This is a genomic window from Corallococcus sp. NCSPR001, from assembly GCF_017309135.1.
In the GTDB taxonomy this organism is placed as follows: domain Bacteria; phylum Myxococcota; class Myxococcia; order Myxococcales; family Myxococcaceae; genus Corallococcus.
Genome location: NZ_JAFIMS010000002.1, coordinates 1,103,350 through 1,120,561, shown reverse-complemented (window position 1 = coordinate 1,120,561; position 17,212 = coordinate 1,103,350). Strand labels below are relative to the sequence as shown.

At 70.2% G+C, this 17,212-nt stretch carries 13 protein-coding genes; 4 read left to right on the top strand and 9 right to left on the bottom strand.

Annotation, left to right across the window (positions count from 1 at the left end; translation table 11 throughout):
* Window positions 1–122: 122 nt before the first annotated feature.
* From JYJ93_RS06700 to JYJ93_RS06670, 7 genes are all read right to left on the bottom strand, one after another.
* A complete protein-coding gene (locus JYJ93_RS06700; protein ID WP_206787377.1) occupies window positions 123–497 on the bottom strand; it encodes a hypothetical protein in 375 nt (124 codons plus the stop codon).
* 560 nt (window positions 498–1,057) lie between these two features.
* The gene (locus JYJ93_RS06695; RefSeq protein WP_206787375.1) at window positions 1,058–3,061 is read right to left on the bottom strand and encodes an ATP-binding protein; all 2,004 of its coding nucleotides are present in this window, start codon (window positions 3,059–3,061) and stop codon (window positions 1,058–1,060) included.
* A 9-nt stretch (window positions 3,062–3,070) separates the two neighbouring features.
* Window positions 3,071–3,865: an alpha/beta hydrolase gene (locus JYJ93_RS06690; RefSeq protein ID WP_206787374.1), complete on the bottom strand. Its 795-nt coding sequence runs from the start codon at window positions 3,863–3,865 to the stop codon at window positions 3,071–3,073.
* 129 nt (window positions 3,866–3,994) lie between these two features.
* Window positions 3,995–5,371, bottom strand: a complete 1,377-nt coding sequence (locus JYJ93_RS06685) for a DUF2156 domain-containing protein (RefSeq protein WP_206787372.1) — start codon at window positions 5,369–5,371, stop codon at window positions 3,995–3,997.
* A 232-nt stretch (window positions 5,372–5,603) separates the two neighbouring features.
* Window positions 5,604–6,497, bottom strand: a complete 894-nt coding sequence (locus tag JYJ93_RS06680; protein ID WP_242543692.1) for a biosynthetic peptidoglycan transglycosylase — start codon at window positions 6,495–6,497, stop codon at window positions 5,604–5,606.
* A 13-nt stretch (window positions 6,498–6,510) separates the two neighbouring features.
* Entirely contained in the window at window positions 6,511–7,200 is a 690-nt protein-coding gene (locus JYJ93_RS06675) for a CHAP domain-containing protein (RefSeq protein ID WP_206787370.1), read from the bottom strand.
* A 155-nt stretch (window positions 7,201–7,355) separates the two neighbouring features.
* The gene (locus tag JYJ93_RS06670) at window positions 7,356–8,408 is read right to left on the bottom strand and encodes a hypothetical protein (protein ID WP_206787369.1); all 1,053 of its coding nucleotides are present in this window, start codon (window positions 8,406–8,408) and stop codon (window positions 7,356–7,358) included.
* A gap of 324 nt (window positions 8,409–8,732) precedes the next feature.
* Between JYJ93_RS06670 and JYJ93_RS06665 the strand changes: the two genes are divergently transcribed.
* From JYJ93_RS06665 to JYJ93_RS06650, 4 genes are all read left to right on the top strand, one after another.
* Window positions 8,733–11,288, top strand: coding sequence for a M1 family metallopeptidase (locus tag JYJ93_RS06665; protein ID WP_206787368.1), 2,556 nt, complete (start codon window positions 8,733–8,735; stop codon window positions 11,286–11,288).
* Window positions 11,289–11,422: 134 nt separating this feature from the next.
* Window positions 11,423–12,565 carry an AAA family ATPase gene (locus tag JYJ93_RS06660; protein ID WP_206787367.1) on the top strand — a complete coding sequence of 381 codons (1,143 nt, stop codon included), beginning with the start codon at window positions 11,423–11,425 and terminating at the stop codon, window positions 12,563–12,565.
* Complete coding sequence (locus JYJ93_RS06655; protein WP_206787366.1) at window positions 12,565–13,212, top strand: DUF3226 domain-containing protein; 648 nt, start codon at window positions 12,565–12,567, stop codon at window positions 13,210–13,212. Before JYJ93_RS06660 ends, JYJ93_RS06655 begins: the two co-directional genes overlap by 1 nt.
* Entirely contained in the window at window positions 13,209–14,561 is a 1,353-nt protein-coding gene (locus tag JYJ93_RS06650; RefSeq protein WP_206787365.1) for a phosphoenolpyruvate kinase, read from the top strand. Before JYJ93_RS06655 ends, JYJ93_RS06650 begins: the two co-directional genes overlap by 4 nt.
* On the opposite strand, the gene JYJ93_RS06645 is transcribed toward JYJ93_RS06650, so the two are convergent.
* Together JYJ93_RS06645 and JYJ93_RS06640 are read right to left on the bottom strand one after the other, a co-directional pair.
* Window positions 14,553–15,542, bottom strand: coding sequence for a hypothetical protein (locus JYJ93_RS06645; RefSeq protein WP_206787364.1), 990 nt, complete (start codon window positions 15,540–15,542; stop codon window positions 14,553–14,555). The two genes, JYJ93_RS06650 and JYJ93_RS06645, sit on opposite strands and share 9 nt — an antisense overlap.
* Before the next feature lie 161 nt (window positions 15,543–15,703).
* Window positions 15,704–17,113: a tail fiber domain-containing protein gene (locus JYJ93_RS06640; protein ID WP_206787363.1), complete on the bottom strand. Its 1,410-nt coding sequence runs from the start codon at window positions 17,111–17,113 to the stop codon at window positions 15,704–15,706.
* Between the last annotated feature and the right edge of the window lie 99 nt (window positions 17,114–17,212).

Genomic DNA, 17,212 nt, shown 5'->3' with positions numbered 1-17,212 from the left:
GCCGCGCACCGTAGCCGTGTGGCTTCCGCGCGCGCCGGGGGTCTGCTCGCGAGGGTTGGCCGGGAGACGAAGCCGCGTCCGGTGAGGCCGGACCGCACGGGAGATGAAAGGGGATGCGGTGGCTACAAGACGCAGACGCCCCCCACGCCGCCTTCCAACAGGGCCCGTTTGACGGCGAGCAGGAAGTTCTCCAGCCGGAACGCGATGAAGTCTTCCCGGTAGCCCGTCGCGGCGGAAATCGTGGAGCAGTTCGCCAGCAGATTCTCGACCTCGCTCTTGAGGACTTCCAACTCTGCCCCCTCGACGTAGAGGTCATGCTCCGCTAGGCCAGGCAACAGCACGGCGCCCAGTTCCTCAATGCAAGGCGCTCCCCAGAGCTCGGTCCGGCAGACCTCGAAGCCAAACAGGCTGGGCTCTCCGCCGCCCGTGCGTTCCACGGTCAGGTCCTCCGTTTCACCTGTTTCGTTCCTGCGACAGGCATGGACGCTAAGTGTCATGGTGATTCACCTGGGAGCTCTTTCATGGCCTTCAAGGCTCCTATGCGCAGAGCCTGGATTGTGCTCAGGAGTAGCGATGAGGATCCGTTACCACCCCGCAGTCCTGGCCGTCTTCATGTTGGCGGCTTGCACTCCTCGCGCCTCCGTCGTCTCGCCGGCAGGAGGGAGCCCAGAGGCATCCGCCAGTCAGGAGCCAGGCTCGGAGGTCGCGACCGACGCTGGCGGGCCGGCATGGACCGTCACCTCGGACATCCCTCCCTGGCCTTGCGATGTGGAGAGGACGTCCTGGAAGCGACGCTCCCTGGAAGTCCATGTCAGCGCCGGGGACTGCACCCTCTCCATGGAGCCACCCGACGAGAATGGTCGCTGTGCAGCCGAATTGCACGAGTCAGAGCAGATCATCGGTTGCATCGGTATGCCCGCGATCGACCGGGTCTTCTCGATCTGGTCCGATGAGGCCCCCCTCTATTGTGGGCGCCGCTGGCACTGTGGCTGCGATGAAGTGCCGACCGCGGACGCAGCCGCTCCATGACTCAAAGGAGCCTGCGTGAGCCGGCGGGTCAGGTGTTGACCTCGCTCGCGACGGCGAGGAGTGCGCCGACGAGGCTCTCCACCTCCCAGTCGATCGCGAACACCGCGGCCTGCATCCGCGCCGGCTCCGGGGCGTTGCCGGCGAGCAGTGACCGGGCACGGCGGAGGGCTGCCGCGAGCCCGTGCGCTTCGAGCAGGTGCAGGGTTCCCGTGAGGGCCTCGCACGCGCGCTCGTACTCGTCGGGGGCCCCCTTCTTGATCGCGGCCGTGAGCGCCAGCCGGGCCTGCTCCAGCGCCTGGACGGAGGAGCGGGCCAGCGCCGGGCTCGCCCGGGGATCTCCCGCCCCCCACTGCCTCAGCTTCGTGAAGCTGAAGTCGGGCGCCAGGACCAGGGAGTCCGCGGCGGCCCCGGAGGCAGGGGGCGCTGCTTCCGGGGGATGCGCGGGCGCCTCTGGAGCCGCGCGGGAAGTGCACCGCGCCATCTTCCTGAACAGGACGCCCTCGTCGAAAGGCTTGCCGATGAAGTCCGTGAACCCCGAGGCCAGGACCTTGCTCTCCTGCCAGGCCCGCGTGGAGGCCGAGATGGCGATGATGGGAATCTGGCGGAGCCGTTCGTCCGGGAGCTGCCGGATGACCTTCAACGCGTCGTAGCCATCCAGCACCGGCATGTGCAGGTCCATGAGGACGAGCTCGTAGCCCCCCTGGCGGAGGCGCTCCACCGCCTCGTGTCCGTTCCTGGCGGCGTCGAACGAAACGCCCCAGTGCTCGAACCAACGGGCGAGCACGTAGGTATTGACCTCGTTGTCCTCGACCACGAGCACCTTCAGGCCCCGCAGGGCCCGCGGAGACGCCTCGGTGCTGGGAGCCGCGCCGGCGGCGGCGCCCCCCGCCGCGGACTTCAAGCGCAGGTCGAAGGAGAAGCGGGTTCCCTTCCCCACCTCGCTCTCCACGACCATCTTGCTGCCATGCAGCGCCACCAGCTTCTGGCTGATGGAGAGGCCCAGCCCCGTCCCGCCGTACTTCATCCCGATGTCGTAGTTCGCCTGGGTGTACTCCTCGAAGATGGCGGCGAGGCGGTCCGGTGGAATCCCGATCCCCGTGTCACTCACCTGGAAGGACAGGTCACACGCGTCGCCGTCCCGGGACCGGAGGACCACGCTGACCTTGACCCCACCCTTCTCCGTGAACTTGAGGGCGTTGCTCACGAGGTTCGTGAGGATCTGCCCCAGCTTGACGGGGTCCCCCAGGAGAATGGCCGGGACCCGCTCGTCGGTCTCCATCTGGAGCAGCAGCCGCTTCTCCTCGGCCCGGGCGGCCTGGCCGTTCAGGATGTCGCCGAGCAGCTCCCGGAGAGAGAACTCGCGCTGCTCCAGCGAGAGCCTGCCCGCCTCGATCTTGCTCCAGTCCAGGATGTCGTTGACCAGCGCGAGCAGGTTGCCGGACGCGGAGCCGAGGATGCGCAGGTACTTCGACTGCTTGTCGGAGAGCGGCGTCATCCCCAGAAGCCGCGTGGCGGCGGTGATGGCGTTGAGGGGGTTGCGGACCTCATGGCTGAGGGTGGCGAGCAGCGCCGCCTTCGCCTGGGCCAGCTGCTCCGCCTTGCGGCGGGACATCAGCAGCTCGCGCTCATAGCGCTTGCGCTCCGTCATGTTGAAGAGCGTCGTCCGGACGGAGCGCGGCCTGCCGAGCGCGTCCCGCTTCTGCACGGAGTTGATCAGTGCGGGCAGCGGACGGCCGTCCGCACGGACGAGGTCCAGCGAGAGCTCGTGGATGAAGCCCTGCATCTGGAGCAGCGGGGCGTAGTGGGTCTCGTGGAAGATGCGGCCCGCGACCGTGAGCAGCTCGCAGAACCGCTTGCCGCCGAGCAAGTCCTCCCTGGAGTAGCCCGTCCAGGTCAGGAAGGTCTGGTTGACCTTGAGGATGCGCCCCTCCGGGCTCGTGGAGAGGTAGCCACACGGAGCATTCTCATAGAGTTCTTCCGCCGAGTCCTCGGAAGAGTCCTCCCCCTGCCCGGTGTCAGCGCTTCCTTGCATTGTCCTCCTTCAGTAGCCCAGGAAGTGCTTCATCGCGGCGATGGTTTCCTCGGGAGCGCTCAGGTTCGGGCAGTGTCCGGTCGCCTTGAGGCGGACCAGCTGGCCCGCAGGCAGCCGCCGGCACACGTACTCCCCCACCGCATCCCCGGCAATGACGTCGTTCGAGCACTGGAGCACGAGGGAGGGCGTCTTGACCTTCGGAAGCTCCGCCCGATGGTCGGAGAGGAAGGTCACCTTCGCGAATTGCTTCGCGATTTCGGGATCCATGCGGCAGAAGCTGTTGGTGAGCTCCGCGCCAAGCTCGGGCCGGTCCGGGTTGCCCATGATGACGGGCGCCATCGTGCTGGACCAGCCCAGGTAGTTGTCATCGAGCGACTCCAACAACTGGAGGATGTCCTCGCGGGAGAAGCCGCCGGCATACCCGCCATCGTTGATGTAGCAGGGCGAGGGGCCGATGAGCACGAGCCGGGCGAAGCGCTCCGGCTCCTTGATGGCCGCCAGCACGCCCACCATCGCGCTCACCGAGTGACCGACGAAGACACACTGCTCGAGCCGCAGCTCGTGGCAGATCCGCAGGACGTCATCGGCGTAGCCCTCCAGCGTTGCGTACCGGTCGCGGTCATAGGCCGCGAGCTCCGAGCCGCCAGCCCCCACGTGGTCGAAGAGCACGGTGCGGTAGTCCTGCTCGAACGCGGGCGCGACGAACCGCCACATGTTCTGGTCGCAGCCGAAGCCATGGGCGAACACCATGGGCTGCGTGCCTTGCCCCTTCACCTTGATGTTGTTGCGGGCAAGCACGTTCATGTGTCGCTCCAATGTGAAGGGAACAGTCGACCCCAGGATGAAGTGACGGAGTCCCCACGCGTTGGATCAATTCCTTCCTGGGAGAAGAGTCCAGCCCGGGCAGCATCCATCACCGGGGCCTGGAGCGCCTCAAGGCTCCGGGACGCGCAGGTCGCGGGAGCGCAGCAGCATGGCGGACGCGGTCGCGGGGGCGAGCACCGACGCGATGATGATGCTCCAGTCCCAGGGCCCCCGCGCGCGGGCGGCGTTGAAGGCCAATGCCTGCACCAATGTCAGACAGGCATCCGCGGTGGTGAGCCGCCCCAGCAGCGTGGCCAGGTTGTCACGCCAGCGGCGCAGGAGCAGCAACAGGCCCACGATGAGCCCCACGTCGAACGCCACCCAGCCGTGCTGCACCCACGGCGAGGGGAACCAGCGCGCGCTCATGGGCAGCGCGAGCAGCACCGTCCACGGCACCAGCAGCGCCGTCAGCGCCCGCACGAAGAAGCGCGGCCGGCGCAGCAGCGTCACGAGCCCGAACCTCACCAGGCTTCCCCGCGCGAAGGCCCGGAGCGCGTCGTAGATGGCCCACGGTGCCGGCTCGTCCTTCGGGTGCGACAGATAGAGCGTCACCCACGCGTCGGGGCGGAACTTCGCCTTGAAGGCGCGCAGGCCCTCGAAGTCGAACAGCGGGCGCCCGGCGCTGCGCGCGAACCGCAGCCACGGCCGCACCGGCCCCGCGAGCGGCGCCAGACCCAGCGTCACGTACTGGCGCCCGTTCAAGGCCGCCGCGCGCATCGCGGCGTCCACCAGCGTCTCCGCCGTGCCGTTGGGCGCGGAGGGTTCGCGCAGCAGGTCCTGGAGGAACCAGCCGTCGCGCGCGTACACGGGCGTCACCGACAGGAAGCCCACCACGCGGCCCTCCACCTCCGCCACGAAGGCGCGGCGCTCGCGGGCGAAGGCTCCCGGGGCCAGCCCCACCAGGAAGCCCATGGTCGCCATGCGGCGTGACGCGAGCCAGTGCTCGGCCAGCACCTCCACCGCCGCTCGCAGCGGGTGGCCTTCCGTCTCCATCACCTCCGCGGGCACCTCGCGCACGCGCACGCCGTGGGAGCGCGCGCGACGGAGCTGTTCACGCAGGCTGCGGCTGCCCTTCACCACCGCATCCCACTTCGCCGGGTCCCACACCGGCTGCTCACCGATGGGCAGCTCCTCGAAGGGGACGAGCTTGGAGAAGCGCGACTCCGTGGCGAAGAAGCTCACGCGCCTGCCCGCGCTCCGGGCCGCCCGGTGGAAGGCCCCCACCACGTCGCGCACGCGCTCCTGCGCGGCGATGGGGCCTCCTCCCGCCACCCACGCGCCGCCCGTGTCCACGTAGGCGATGCACCCGTCCCCTTCCGGCGCGAACCAGTACTCGAAGCCCGGCTGCAGCACCTGGAAGGACGTCGCGTTCCAGCCGTGCTGCTTGAGCAGCGTCAGCACCCGCTCGCGCGGGTCGACTGCGGGGTCCTGGTGGGGGTCGGCCATGGTGTTTGCGCTCAAACTACGTTCCACGGGGTCCCCCCGCCAGCCAAAGCCACGCGGGGAGGCAGGGCCCTCCCTGGAGGAACGGACCACTCCCGGTGGAAACGCGCGGGGCATGGATCCAATCCGGCCGCTCCCACGCACTCCAGGGGAACGTCCCTGACGGGGATATCAGGGCCGGAAGCCGGGCCCCCTTGGGGCGGCCCTCCCATGGGGGACCCGGCGGCAGTACCGCTCAAGAACCGTCGTCCTCCGCGTCGTCTCCACCGTCATCCGCGGGAGCGCGGCCGAGCAGCCGGTCCACCTCCGCGTGCGCGGCTTCCGCCTGGACCGCGCTGATGCGCTTGTAGGTCTTGAGCGCGTCCACCACGCGGTGCGCGTGCTTCCACAGCGCCCGGGAGCCGCTGGACGGCGAGCGCTTGCGCGGAGACGGCAGCATCGCGGCGAGCACCGCGCCCTGCGCCACGGAGAGCTGGGACGCGGACACGCCGAAGTGCTCCCGCGCCCCCGCCTCAATCCCATACACGCCGTTCCCCCACTCCACCACGTTGAGGTACAGCGTCAGGATGCGCTGCTTCGTCAGCGCTTCCTCCAACCGGTGCGCCAGCACCAGCTCCTTCAGCTTGCGCGTCAGGCTGCGGTCCGTGGACAGCCAGAGGTTCTTCGCCAGTTGCTGCGTGAGCGTGGAGGCCCCGCGCCCCAGCTCGCCCTTCTCCACCGCCTGCCCCACCGCGCGCGCCAGCTCCACCGTGTCCACGCCGTCGTGCAGGTAGAAGCTCGCGTCCTCGGAGAGGAGCACCGCGTCCACCGCGGGCTTGGACACCGCGGACAATGGCACCCACTGCTGCCTGCGGCGCGGCTTGCGCCCGGCCTCGCGCGCCTCGCTCGCCCGCTGCTCGATGAGCGCCGTCGTCTTCGGGTTCTCCTTCGCCAGGGGGCTTGCGTCCGGCAGCCCGGCGAACGTGACCGCCGCGGTCCCCAGGCCCAGCACCAACACACCGCCGAGCACCCAGCGCGCCCACCGCCTCTTTCGCGGCGGCGGCGCGGGACGCACCTGCGGCGGTACCGGCGGCAGGGACGCGGCGGGTTCGGGGCTCGGGGACTCGGATGGACCTTCGACGGTGGACATCTTCCGGCCGTGTCTAGCGCCGCGCCGTCCGGGCGTCACCCTTCACGGTGAGCTTCGCGGACGCCAGGCGCGGCTGCGGCTCGGGCGAACGCCAGCGCTCGTCCACCGACGCGAAGCCCGCCACCAGCTCTCCCGCCAGGTAGCCGCGCGACTTCTTCCCCTTGCGGCGCAGCCAGTCGTTGAGGATGCGGCCCTTCGCGTCCTTGCGCGCCTCCGGCTGCGCGAGGTTGAAGCGCGAGCGCTTCACCAGCCCGCCGGACTTGTGCACGAACGTCACCGTGCCGTCCTCCCCCACCCGCTCCACGATGCCGATGTGCGTGAGGCCGTCGTTGATGAGGCCGTCGCGGTTGCGGTCGAACGTGTTCTTGAAGAACACCAGCGCGCCCGGCTTCGGCGTCTCCGTCAGCATCCCCAGCGCGCGCGCCTTGCGGTGGATGGCCGTAACGCCGTTCTCCTCCGGCAGCACGTCGTCCGGCAGCAGGTCCAACCGCCGCTGCTGGAACGCCAGCCGCGTCATGCCCGAGCAGTCATCGCTCACCGCCGAGCTCATCTTCGCCAGCGTCGTCATTCCCACCCAGGACTTCGCCCGCCACAGCGCCCGGTCCGCCAGTTGGACCGCCGGCCGCGCCTTCTTCATCGCCGTGGCCTTGTTCGCTGCCTGAGCCGCCCCGCCCCACACCAGCGCGCTCACCAACGCGCCCACCCACACGCCTCGTCCCATGCGGACGCGGCAGAGCAACCGCCGTGCCCGGCCTCCGCGGCGTTGCGCGTGTCCACCTCACGACGAAGCGCGCGCGCCCTCCGGCTCGCGATGGGAAAGGAAGTTCCCACCCATGGCAACCGCGCGCCCTGGGTCCCTCAGTACACGACGCTGTTCGTGCTGCCTCCGGTCGCGCCCGCGGGCAGCTGCGCGTCACCCGACGCGGGGTTGTTCCACCGGCGACCGGGCGACGGCGGCGGCATCCGCTTCCGTTCCTCGCGGAACAACTCGCGCAGGTGCTCGTCATGGAGGACGGGCGCCGGACGGGGCCCTCCTTCAAGGGTCTGCGCCGGCCCGCAGCCCCTGCCCGAGCATCCGGGGCTGAAGACCTCGACGGGCTGGTCGGTTCCCCAGGTCCGCATGGGCCTGGGCTGTATCAGCCTTGGAGGGTTGGGGGCTGGCGACGCCAGGGACAGCGGGCTCTTCTCCCGGGCCTCCAGCGCGACCATCAAGGGCAGCGCCAGCCCCAGCACCGCGAACTGGCCCACGGCGCCGGGCATCCGCGAACCGGGCGCGGGCAGCACCTGCGCGCGCAGGCTCGACAGGATGAACGCCCCGCCAATGGCCGTGCACAGCGCAAGCGCGCCCCACGTCATGGCCTGCGCCGTGATGACGATGGAGGACAAACGCCAGGTCGCGCCCACGTCCACCGCCGCCCTCCACGCCTGGTCCCTCCAGTCCGCCGCCGGCCCGGCCATGCCGTAGCCCACCGTGCACGCCGCCACCCACACGGCGGCGCCATGCGCCTCGCGGCGCAGGAGCCACCCCTGCGTGAGGCCCACCGCCATGCCCATCCCGATGGCCGCCGTCCCGGGCGACAGCCCCAGCGCCACGGCCAGGGCCCGCGAGCCCACCAGGCCCACCGCCACCGCCATCGCCGTGCGCCCCGCCCAGCCCGGCACCTGGAGCCCCGCCCGGCGCAGCGCGAACGCCTGCGCGTTCCCCAGCATCGCCCCCGCGACGCAAAAGACGCCCAGCTCCGCGAGCCGGTGCACCACGCCCTGCTCCACCGGAGACAGCCGCCAGACGGCCGCCGAGCCCAGCACCGTCGCCAGCAGGCGGACCCAGTCGTCGGCCTGCACCCACGGGACGAGCAGCCCCACCACGGTGACCACGGATACGAGGAGGACGTGGATGAGACGAGAGCCCATGGCCGGACAGTCTGCGCGAGTCCCCCGCTCCAATGCCATCCACCGAGGCACCTTCCTGCCCTCCGGCCAACGGAGGTGTCGCCCGGTGGAGGTGGATGTACGGCGCGACAGGCCCCCAGGGCTTGGACCGAGCCCCTGGTGCGTTTCGCCCACGACTCGCGTCTGTCGCCCGCGGAGCAGCGCAGCGTGTGCTCCTTCCAGCGCGAGTCGAGCTTCTTCGGGCAGCGGGTGCCCCCGCCAGCGGGGGCGGAGCGCCGTGAAGCGCAGGACACTGGGAAATGGAGCACGAGCACAAGGCGCGGCCGGCGCTAGATTGCCGCCCCTATGGCGCATCCCACCGACGACAAGAACTTCCGCCTGCCCACCACCCTCCGTCCGCGCCGCTATCAGGCGACGGTGACGCTGGACCTGGAGGGGCGCACCTTCACGGGTGAACAGCGGGTGGAGCTGGAGCTGTCCCAGCCCACGACGGAGATCATCCTCCACGCCAACGCGCTGGAGCTGGGCGAGGTCACCTTCCGCGCCGGCAACGACGTGCGCAAGCCCACCTCCAAGCGCGTGGCCCCGGTGAGCGAGACGGTGGTGCTCACGTTCGACGCTCCCCTGCCCGCGGGCAGCGCCACGCTGGACGTGCTGTGGACGGGGCACTTCAGCGACGGACTGCGCGGCCTGTACGCGGCGGGCAAGGTGGCCGCCACGCAGTTCGAGGCCGCGGACGCGCGCCGGCTGTTCCCCTGCTTCGACGAGCCCGCCTTCAAGGCGCGCTGGGCGCTCACGGTGCGCGTGCCGGAGGGCCACACGGTGCTGGGCAACGGCCGCGTGGTGAAGGACGAGAAGGACGGGGCGCTGCGCAAGGTGACGTTCGAGGAGACGGAGCTGCTCAGCTCGTACCTCATCGCGCTGGTGGTGGGCCCGCTGGTGGGCACGCCGGAGGAGCAGGCGGAAGGCATCCCGGTGCGCACGTGGGCGCTGCCGGAGAAGGCGCACCTGGCGAAGTTCGGGCAGGACGCGGCGCTGCAGGTGCTGCCCCGGCTGCAGGACTACTTCGGGCTGCCGTATGCCTTTGGCAAGGTGGACCAGGTGGGCATCCCGGACTTCGAGGCGGGCGCGATGGAGAACGCCGGCCTCATCACCTACCGGGAGGTGGCGCTGCTCCTGGACCCGGCCACCGCGCCGCTGTCCGTGCAGAAGCGCGTGGCGGAGGTGGTGACGCACGAGCTGGCGCACCAGTGGTTCGGCAACTGGGTGACGATGGTGTGGTGGGACGACCTCTGGCTCAACGAGGCGTTCGCCACGTGGATGGCTTTCAAGATCGTCGACCAGTGGCGGCCGGACTGGCGCATGTGGCTGGACTTCGACGCGCACCGGGCGAGCGCGCTGGCGCTGGACGCGCTCAAGTCCACGCACCCCATCCACGGGGAGGTGCGCAACGCGGGCGAGGCCGGTGAGAGCTTCGACGCGATTACGTACGAGAAGGGCGGCGCGGTGCTGCGGATGATCGAGGGGTTCCTGGGAGAGGGCCCCTTCCGCGAAGGCATCCGGCTGTACATGCGCAAGCACGCGCGCGCGAACGCGGTGAAGGAAGACCTGTGGAACGCGCTGGGTGAGGCGGCGAAGCAGCCGGTGAACGAGCTGGCGACGAAGTGGATTGGCCAGAGCGGCTTCCCGCTGGTGTCGGTGAAGGTGGAGGGGCGGAAGGTGACGCTGTCGCAGCGGCGCTTCTACTCGGAGCCGGGGGTGAAGAGTTCGGAGACGTGGCCGGTGCCCATGGTGCTGCGCTTCGAGGACGCGGGCGGCGTGCGGGAGCAGCGCGTGCTCTTCCGCGACGCGGAGACGACGGTGACGCTGGAGGGCGGCTCGGGCGACGTGAAGTGGCTGTGCGCCAACGGCGGCTCCACGGGCTTCTACCGGGTGGCGTACGAGAAGTCGGCGCTGGACGCGCTGGCGGCGAACCTGGGGACGCTGGCGCCGTCGGAGCGCATCTCGCTGCTGGCGGACACGTGGGCGCTGGTGCGCTCGGCGCAGGCGCCGGTGGCGGACCTGCTGGACCTGGCGGCGCGCTTCGGGGACGAGGAGGACGAGGCGGTGCTGGACGAGCTCGTCGGGCGGCTCGGCTACATCGAGAACCGGCTGACGGAGGGCGAGGACCAGGAGCGCTTCCGCCGGTGGGTGGAGCAGTTGTTGGGCGGCGGCCTGAAGAAGCTGAGCTGGCAGGCGGCGCCGGGCGAGCCGGACCGGGTGCGGCTGCGCCGCGCGGCGCTGGTGCGCGCGGTGGGCGGCCTGGCGCGCAGTCCGGAGGTGCTGGCGCAGGCGCGTCCGCTGGTGGCGCGGATGCTCCAGGGAGACAAGACCGCGCTGGACGCGAACCTGCTGGACACGGCGGTGGGCATGGTGGCGCGCGCGGGCGACGCGGCGCTGTTCGATGACCTGTCGCAGCGGATGCCGAGGGAGCCGGACCCGGCGACGCAGCGGCGCTACCTGATGGCGCTCACGTCCTTCGAGGACGCGACGCTGGCGGAGCGGGCGCAGGGGTTGTTGTTCACGGAGACGGTGAAGACGCAGGACGTGGCGAGCTTCGCGACGGGCCTGTTGGGCAACCGCACCGGGCGCGACGCGTGGTGGGCGCAGCTGCAGAAGCGATGGAAGGATCTGGTGGCGCGCACGGGCGCGGCGCCCATGCTCCTGCGCCGGGTGGTGGAAGGCCTGGGCCTCTTGCGCACGCGCGAGCAGTTGGAGCAGATGAAGGCCCTGCTCCAGGCGAACCCCATCCCGGAGGCCCAGCAGGCCACCGCGCAGACGCTGGAAAGGCTGACCCAGGACGTGGCCCTGCGCGAGCGCGTGGCCCCGGAGGTGGCCGCGTGGTTGAAGCGCCGGCCGTGAGGCCCTGAAGGACGCCTCCGGCCGCGCATCTGGAAGTTGCGCGGCCGGGGGGTTCTGGGGATGGTTCGAGATGCCTCGGGGCTTGCCCGGGGCGCACTGCACGGCATCTGGCCGTGCGCCAGGACACCGCTGCCATGCCGCCCCCTTCCGCTCCCCTCCTCCCCTCCTTCCGCATCCAGGGGTTCCGAGCGTTCAGGGACCTGGAGATTCCGCGCCTGGGCCGCGTCAATCTCATCGTCGGCAAGAACAACGTGGGGAAGACCACGTTGTTGGAGGCGATCAAGGTCTATGCAGCCGGGTTGGAGGCTGCATGGGAACTTCGTGACCTTCTCGAACGCAGGCAAGAGATTCAACGAGGCGCTCTCCGCGACAAGGCACAGTCTCCGATTGATGTCGACCGGATGTTCTTCCACGGTCCGCCCCAAGATCGTCCGAAGTCGATCCGGCTTGGGCCGCTACAAGGAGACAAAGAGCTTCGGATCCAATCAGGTCGGCTCGTCATCCCGGTCCAGTCGCAGGAGCCTGACGTCCGTGCGCACTTCGTCATGGAAGGTGATGCGCGGTTTTACGAGGAACTGCAGAGCGACGAGGCGCTGGAGGTCCGGTATGGCGCGTCTCCCCCCAGACGCTCTCGTATTCGTGCGCTCAATGACGCCATCGCGGCATCGACTTCAGAGGCACGCCGCAAGTCCCATCCTGAGCAACGGGGCTCCTTGGTCTGCAACTACGTCCCAGTCCGTGGTCTCGACAGATCAAGTATCGGAGCCCTTTGGGACAACATCGTCCTGACCGCGAACGAGCAATCCGCTGTTGATGCCTTGAGGCTCATCCTTCCGGACATCGAACGCATCTCACTGATTGAAGACTCCAGACAACCCGGCATGCGTTATGCGCTCGTTGCCAGGGCAAGACATCCCATCCCAGAGCCTCTTCAGAGCATGGGAGATGGCATGACTCGCATCTTCGAGCTGGCATTGGGTCTCGTGAGCTCTGGGAATGGGCTGTTCCTGATCGATGAGATCGAGAACGGAATCCACTACTCTATTCGAGAGCAGCTCTGGCGGTTCATCTTCGAGGCTTCCAGCCAGCTCAATGTGCAGGTCTTCGCCACCACGCACAGCTGGGACTGCATCTCTGCCTTCCAGAAAGCAGCGTCCGCTCACCCTGAAGACGGGATGCTCATCAGCCTCGCGCAGACTGACGGCGACATCAAAGCCACCGTCTTCAACGAGGGCGACCTGGAGATCATCACCCGGGAATCCATCGAGGTCCGCTGATGCCGCCCAAGCCAGAGCGGATCCTCCTGGTCGAAGGCGCGGAGGACCGCGAGGTCGTCTACCACCTCTGCAACCACCACAAGCTCGACAACAAGCAACTCTTCGTTGTTGAAGCCAAGGACGGCTACGAGCGTCTTCGCGACGATTTGAAAGTCCGACCGCGCGTGCCTGGAGTGAAGACGATCGGCGTCGTTGTCGACGCGGATGAAGACCTTGCCCACCGGTGGCAGTCGCTGCGCGATGTATTGGAGCACTCCGGCTACACCCAACTGCCCGGGCAGCCTGAAGCAGCGGGCATCATCATCCCCACCCAAGGCACGCTGCCGCGCATCGGCATCTGGATGATGCCGGACAACCAGCTCACCGGAATCCTGGAGGATTTCCTCCAGCAGCTCGTCACACAGGGCGACCCGCTCCTGCCCGCGGCTTTCACGGCCCTGGACGCCCTCCCCGAGCGCCGCTTCAAGCCCACCTACCACTCCAAGGCCGCCATCCACACCTGGCTCGCCTGGCAGCAGGAACCCGGCACGCCACTCGGCCAGGCCGTTTCCAAGCACTACCTCCAGGCAGACCACGAGCTCGCCCAGCGCTTCGTGGCCTGGATGCGGCGCCTGTTCATCCCCGCTCCCGAAGCCCCAGCCCCATGAAGACCACGCTCACGCCCGAAGCCTCCGCCGCCTCCCGTGAAGCCCTGCGCCGCGCCAACGTGGCGTTCGGCCACGCCTACCCGGGTGAATCCTCCCGGCGCCAGCCCGTGCACACCGTGTACGGCGGCGCCCACCTCTTCCGCGCGGGCACGGCGCGGAAGATGGGGGACCTGGCGCTCGCGGCGCTGCGCGACTACGCCGCGGATGGCTCCCAGCTCGCGCACGGGCTGGGGCTGCCCCAGCGCGGCGGCTTCGCCCAGCGCGTCCATGACCGCGTCGTGGACAAGCTCCAGCGTGAACCCGTGGAGGACTTCCGCATCGACTTCGAGGACGGCTATGGCCACCGCCCCGATGCCGAAGAAGACGCCCACGCCGTCGCCGCCGCCACGGAGGTGGCCCGGGGCCTGGAGCAGGGCTCGCTCCCGCCGTTCATCGGCATCCGCGTGAAGTCCTTCACCGAAGAACTCTACGCCCGCGCCTCGCGCACCCTGGACCTCTTCGTCACCGCGCTGCTGGAGCAATCCGGTGGCAGGATGCCTCCGTCCTTCGTCGTCACCCTGCCCAAGGTCACCGTGCCGGAACAGGTGACCGCCCTGGCGAAGCTCTTGTCGGAGCTGGAGTCCGCCCACCATCTGGCCCCCGGCGCGCTCGCCCTGGAGCTGATGGTGGAGACGCCCCAGGCCCTCTTCGACTCGCGCGGCCGGCCGCACCTGCGCTCGCTCGTGGAGGCCGGCGAGGGCCGCTGCTCCCACGTGCACCTGGGCGTCTACGACTACACCGCCGCCCTGGACGTCAGCGCGCACATGCAGCACATGCTCCACCCCGCCTGTGACTCCCTGCGCGACACCGTGCAGGTGCTCCTCGCGGGCAGCGGCGTGCACCTGTCCGACGGCGCCACCAACGTCATGCCCGTGGGCCCCCACCGCAAGCAGGGCGACACCCCGCTGCTCCCCACGCAGCGGCGCGAGAACACCGACGCCGTGCACCGCGCGTGGCAGCTGGCGTACCGGCACACGCGCCACTCGCTGGAGCGCGGCTACTACCAGGGCTGGGACCTGCACCCCGCCCAGCTCCCCGTGCGCTACGCCGCCGTCTACGCCTTCTTCCTGGAGGGCCTGGAGCCAGCGTCCCAGCGCCTCAAGGCCTTCGTGGACAAGGCCGCCCAGGCCACCCTGCTGGGCGACGTGTTCGACGACGCCGCCACCGGCCAGGGCCTGCTCAACTTCTTCCTGCGCGGCCTGGCCAGCGGCGCCCTCACGGAGGAGGAGGCCCGCGCCACCGGCCTCACGCTGGAGGAGCTGAGGAGCCGCTCCTTCCGCGCCATCGTGCAGGGCCGCGCGTCACGCTGACGCGGGCGGCTCCGCGGGGGGCACCGCGCTCCGGGGCCCCAGCCACTCGCGCGCGACGGCCACGTCCACCGCGAGGATGCCCAGGAGGAACAGCCACGGCCCCGGCCGTGACGACAGGCCCGTCAGCGCCCAGACGGTGATGAGCCCCGCGAGCACCGCCGGCACCACCGAGGGCAGCGCCTCCCGCGCGCGCCGCACCGACCCCAGCACGCCCAGCGCCAAGAGCCCCAGCACCACGCCCGTCGCGCCCAGCCGGCCGCGCCCCGTCCCCGCGCCCTGCCCCGACGGCAGCACCAGCGTGTTGAACTTCCACGTGTCGTTGTCCTGGATGTCCCAGGCGAAGTTGTCGTCGATGGTGATGTTGCGCTCGCGCTGCAGGTGGGCCGTGGGCACCAGCGACCACGCCGAGCTCCACGGCAGCAAGAGCCCCACCGCGCACGCCGCCACGCCCGCGAACACCCACCGCTTCAGCCGCACGTCCGCCGGCCGCATCGTGAGCGACGGCTCCGCCAGCGACGACGCCTTGAACGCCCGCCACTGCACGGAAGCGAGCACCACCGCCGCCAGCACCCACAAGAGCGGCGCCACGCCAAGGCCCAGCGACAGGAACGCCTGCGTCACGGTGAGCGCGGTGAACATGGGCAGGAACGCCGGATGCGCGGCCCACCTCACCACCGGCACCAGCGCGTCCGGCAGCTTCCGGCCCGCGGCCCGCCACTCGCGCGCGCCCAGCATGCCGGCGCCCACCAGCATCAACACCGACCAGGGCAGCCCCAACCCGCCGCCGACGAAGGGCAGCACGGGCACCACCACCGCCGCCGCCACCAGCCCGGAACCGAGCAGCGGCAGCGAGCCCCCGGGCAGCCGCTCGCGCAGCCTCGGGTCATCCAGCACGTCCTGCACCGCGCGGCCCGCCGTGTCCGCCGCGCGCTGTGCGTGGTCCGCCACCTCGTCCATCACCGGCGACCCCGGCGCGTTCAAATCCCCACCGCAAGAGGGACACGTCCGCGACGAATGGCCTTCAGGGAGCGGCTGACCACAATGCGGGCAGGACATGGGGTGGAGTCCTCCTCAGGCGAAAAAAGGCGCGAAGAGCCTACACCGCGCCTTCGCTGCGACCTGCATGAACACGCGGGAGTCTCTCAGGGCTTCGCGGCCTGCGCATGCACGGCCGCCTCCAGGCGGGACAGGCTGCGCTGGAGCTCGGCCATCTGGGCCTTGAGCGCGTCCACCTCCGCGCTCTTCGCGTTCAGCTCCTCCGTGCGCCGCGCCAGCGCCTGGATGGCCACCATGTTCACGCCGTCGATGTCCAGGAGGCCGATGCTCTTGTCGTCCGCGCCAAGGCCGAACGCCGCGCGGAAGTCCTGCGCCACCGGGCCCACGTGCCGCACGCCGTCGGCTTCCGTCTTGTAGCGCCAGCTCTCCACCGGCATCGCCGCCACCTTCGCCAGCACGGCCTCCGCGTCCACGCGGCGGAAGTCCTCCTTCGTGGTCCGGTCCGACGTGCAGCTGAACACGCCCGAGCCCGCCGGCAGGTCACAGCCCATGGCCATGTTGCTGCTCGTGCGGAAGCGGAACCCGCCCGCCGCGCGCGCCGTGAACTGGTTGTCCGCGGTGTTCGCCACCACGGAGGCGTTGGTGGAGTTGTCCGCCCAGATGAAGGCCCCCCGGAAGCCGCCGGAGCTCGCGCGCTGCCCCATCGCCGTGGAGTAGTCCGCGTTCGCGTTGGTGCGATAGCCCAGCGCGATGGAGCCCTGCCCCGTGGCCACGTTGGTGTAGCCCACCGCCATGGAGCAGAAGCCGCTCGCGGTGTTGGAGGCACCGGCGGTGAAGGACGCGGTCCCGCTGGCCGTGTTGTTGCTGCCCATGCACGCCGCGACCGTGCCGGACGCCGCGCACTGCTCACCGAACGCGACGGTGCCGTACGCGCTGGCCGTCGTCTGGTTGCCGGCCGCGAAGGACACGAAGCCGATGTTGGCCTCATCCCACTCCGTCTCGGCATGGCCCACGCGGAAGGCCGCCTTGAACGGGTGCCACATCATCCGGTCCCCGGCGCCCGTGATGGGGATGTTGCCAACGCCTTGCTCGCCGCGCGCGAGCAGCCCGCCCGCGGAGTCCACCGTGAAGACGCGGTAGTTGTCCCAGGTGGGCTCGTTGGTTCCGGACACGGTGTTCCGCACGCGCAGAAGCGGCACCGTGTCCTTCGCGGACGCCGCCGCGTCCAGGAACACCTCCGCGTTCGCCGTCAGCCGGCCGCGCACCTGCCCCGTGCCCGCCACCGCGAACGACGCGTCCTGCGGCTCCGTCCCGTTGCGGATGCCCTGCCCCGCGGCCAACAGGCGCGGATCATTCCCCTCCACCGCCGTGCCCGGCCCGTCACCGTAGACAACGCTCACCGCCTCGCCGTCGAGCTTCAGCCCCGTGCCCACCTGCACCGCCCCCGCGGGACCCACCGGCCCCGCCGGCCCCTGCGTGCCGTCAGCGCCACACCCGCCGGCCAGCAGCCCCACGACACAGCTCAACGCGACGCCAGCTCCTCGGACAGACGACATGCGGTGCTCTCCAGGTGAAGGCCCATCACACTGGCAAAGCGCCGGGTCGCGGACAACCCAGGACCTCCCAGGGAGTCCCGCCATCCAGGAGAACCACCC

Bases quoted from the DNA above. Each gene is read 5' to 3' on its own strand.
- JYJ93_RS06650 (WP_206787365.1), top strand. From the start codon at position 13,209: ATGAAGACCACGCTCACGCCCGAAGCCTCCGCCGCCTCCCGTGAAGCC.
- JYJ93_RS06700 (WP_206787377.1), bottom strand. From the start codon at position 497: ATGACACTTAGCGTCCATGCCTGTCGCAGGAACGAAACAGGTGAAACG.
- JYJ93_RS06695 (WP_206787375.1), bottom strand. From the start codon at position 3,061: ATGCAAGGAAGCGCTGACACCGGGCAGGGGGAGGACTCTTCCGAGGAC.
- JYJ93_RS06670 (WP_206787369.1), bottom strand. From the start codon at position 8,408: ATGGGCTCTCGTCTCATCCACGTCCTCCTCGTATCCGTGGTCACCGTG.
- JYJ93_RS06665 (WP_206787368.1), top strand. From the start codon at position 8,733: ATGGCGCATCCCACCGACGACAAGAACTTCCGCCTGCCCACCACCCTC.
- JYJ93_RS06685 (WP_206787372.1), bottom strand. From the start codon at position 5,371: ATGGCCGACCCCCACCAGGACCCCGCAGTCGACCCGCGCGAGCGGGTG.
- JYJ93_RS06680 (WP_242543692.1), bottom strand. From the start codon at position 6,497: ATGTCCACCGTCGAAGGTCCATCCGAGTCCCCGAGCCCCGAACCCGCC.
- JYJ93_RS06640 (WP_206787363.1), bottom strand. From the start codon at position 17,113: ATGTCGTCTGTCCGAGGAGCTGGCGTCGCGTTGAGCTGTGTCGTGGGG.
- JYJ93_RS06690 (WP_206787374.1), bottom strand. From the start codon at position 3,865: ATGAACGTGCTTGCCCGCAACAACATCAAGGTGAAGGGGCAAGGCACG.
- JYJ93_RS06655 (WP_206787366.1), top strand. From the start codon at position 12,565: ATGCCGCCCAAGCCAGAGCGGATCCTCCTGGTCGAAGGCGCGGAGGAC.
- JYJ93_RS06660 (WP_206787367.1), top strand. From the start codon at position 11,423: ATGCCGCCCCCTTCCGCTCCCCTCCTCCCCTCCTTCCGCATCCAGGGG.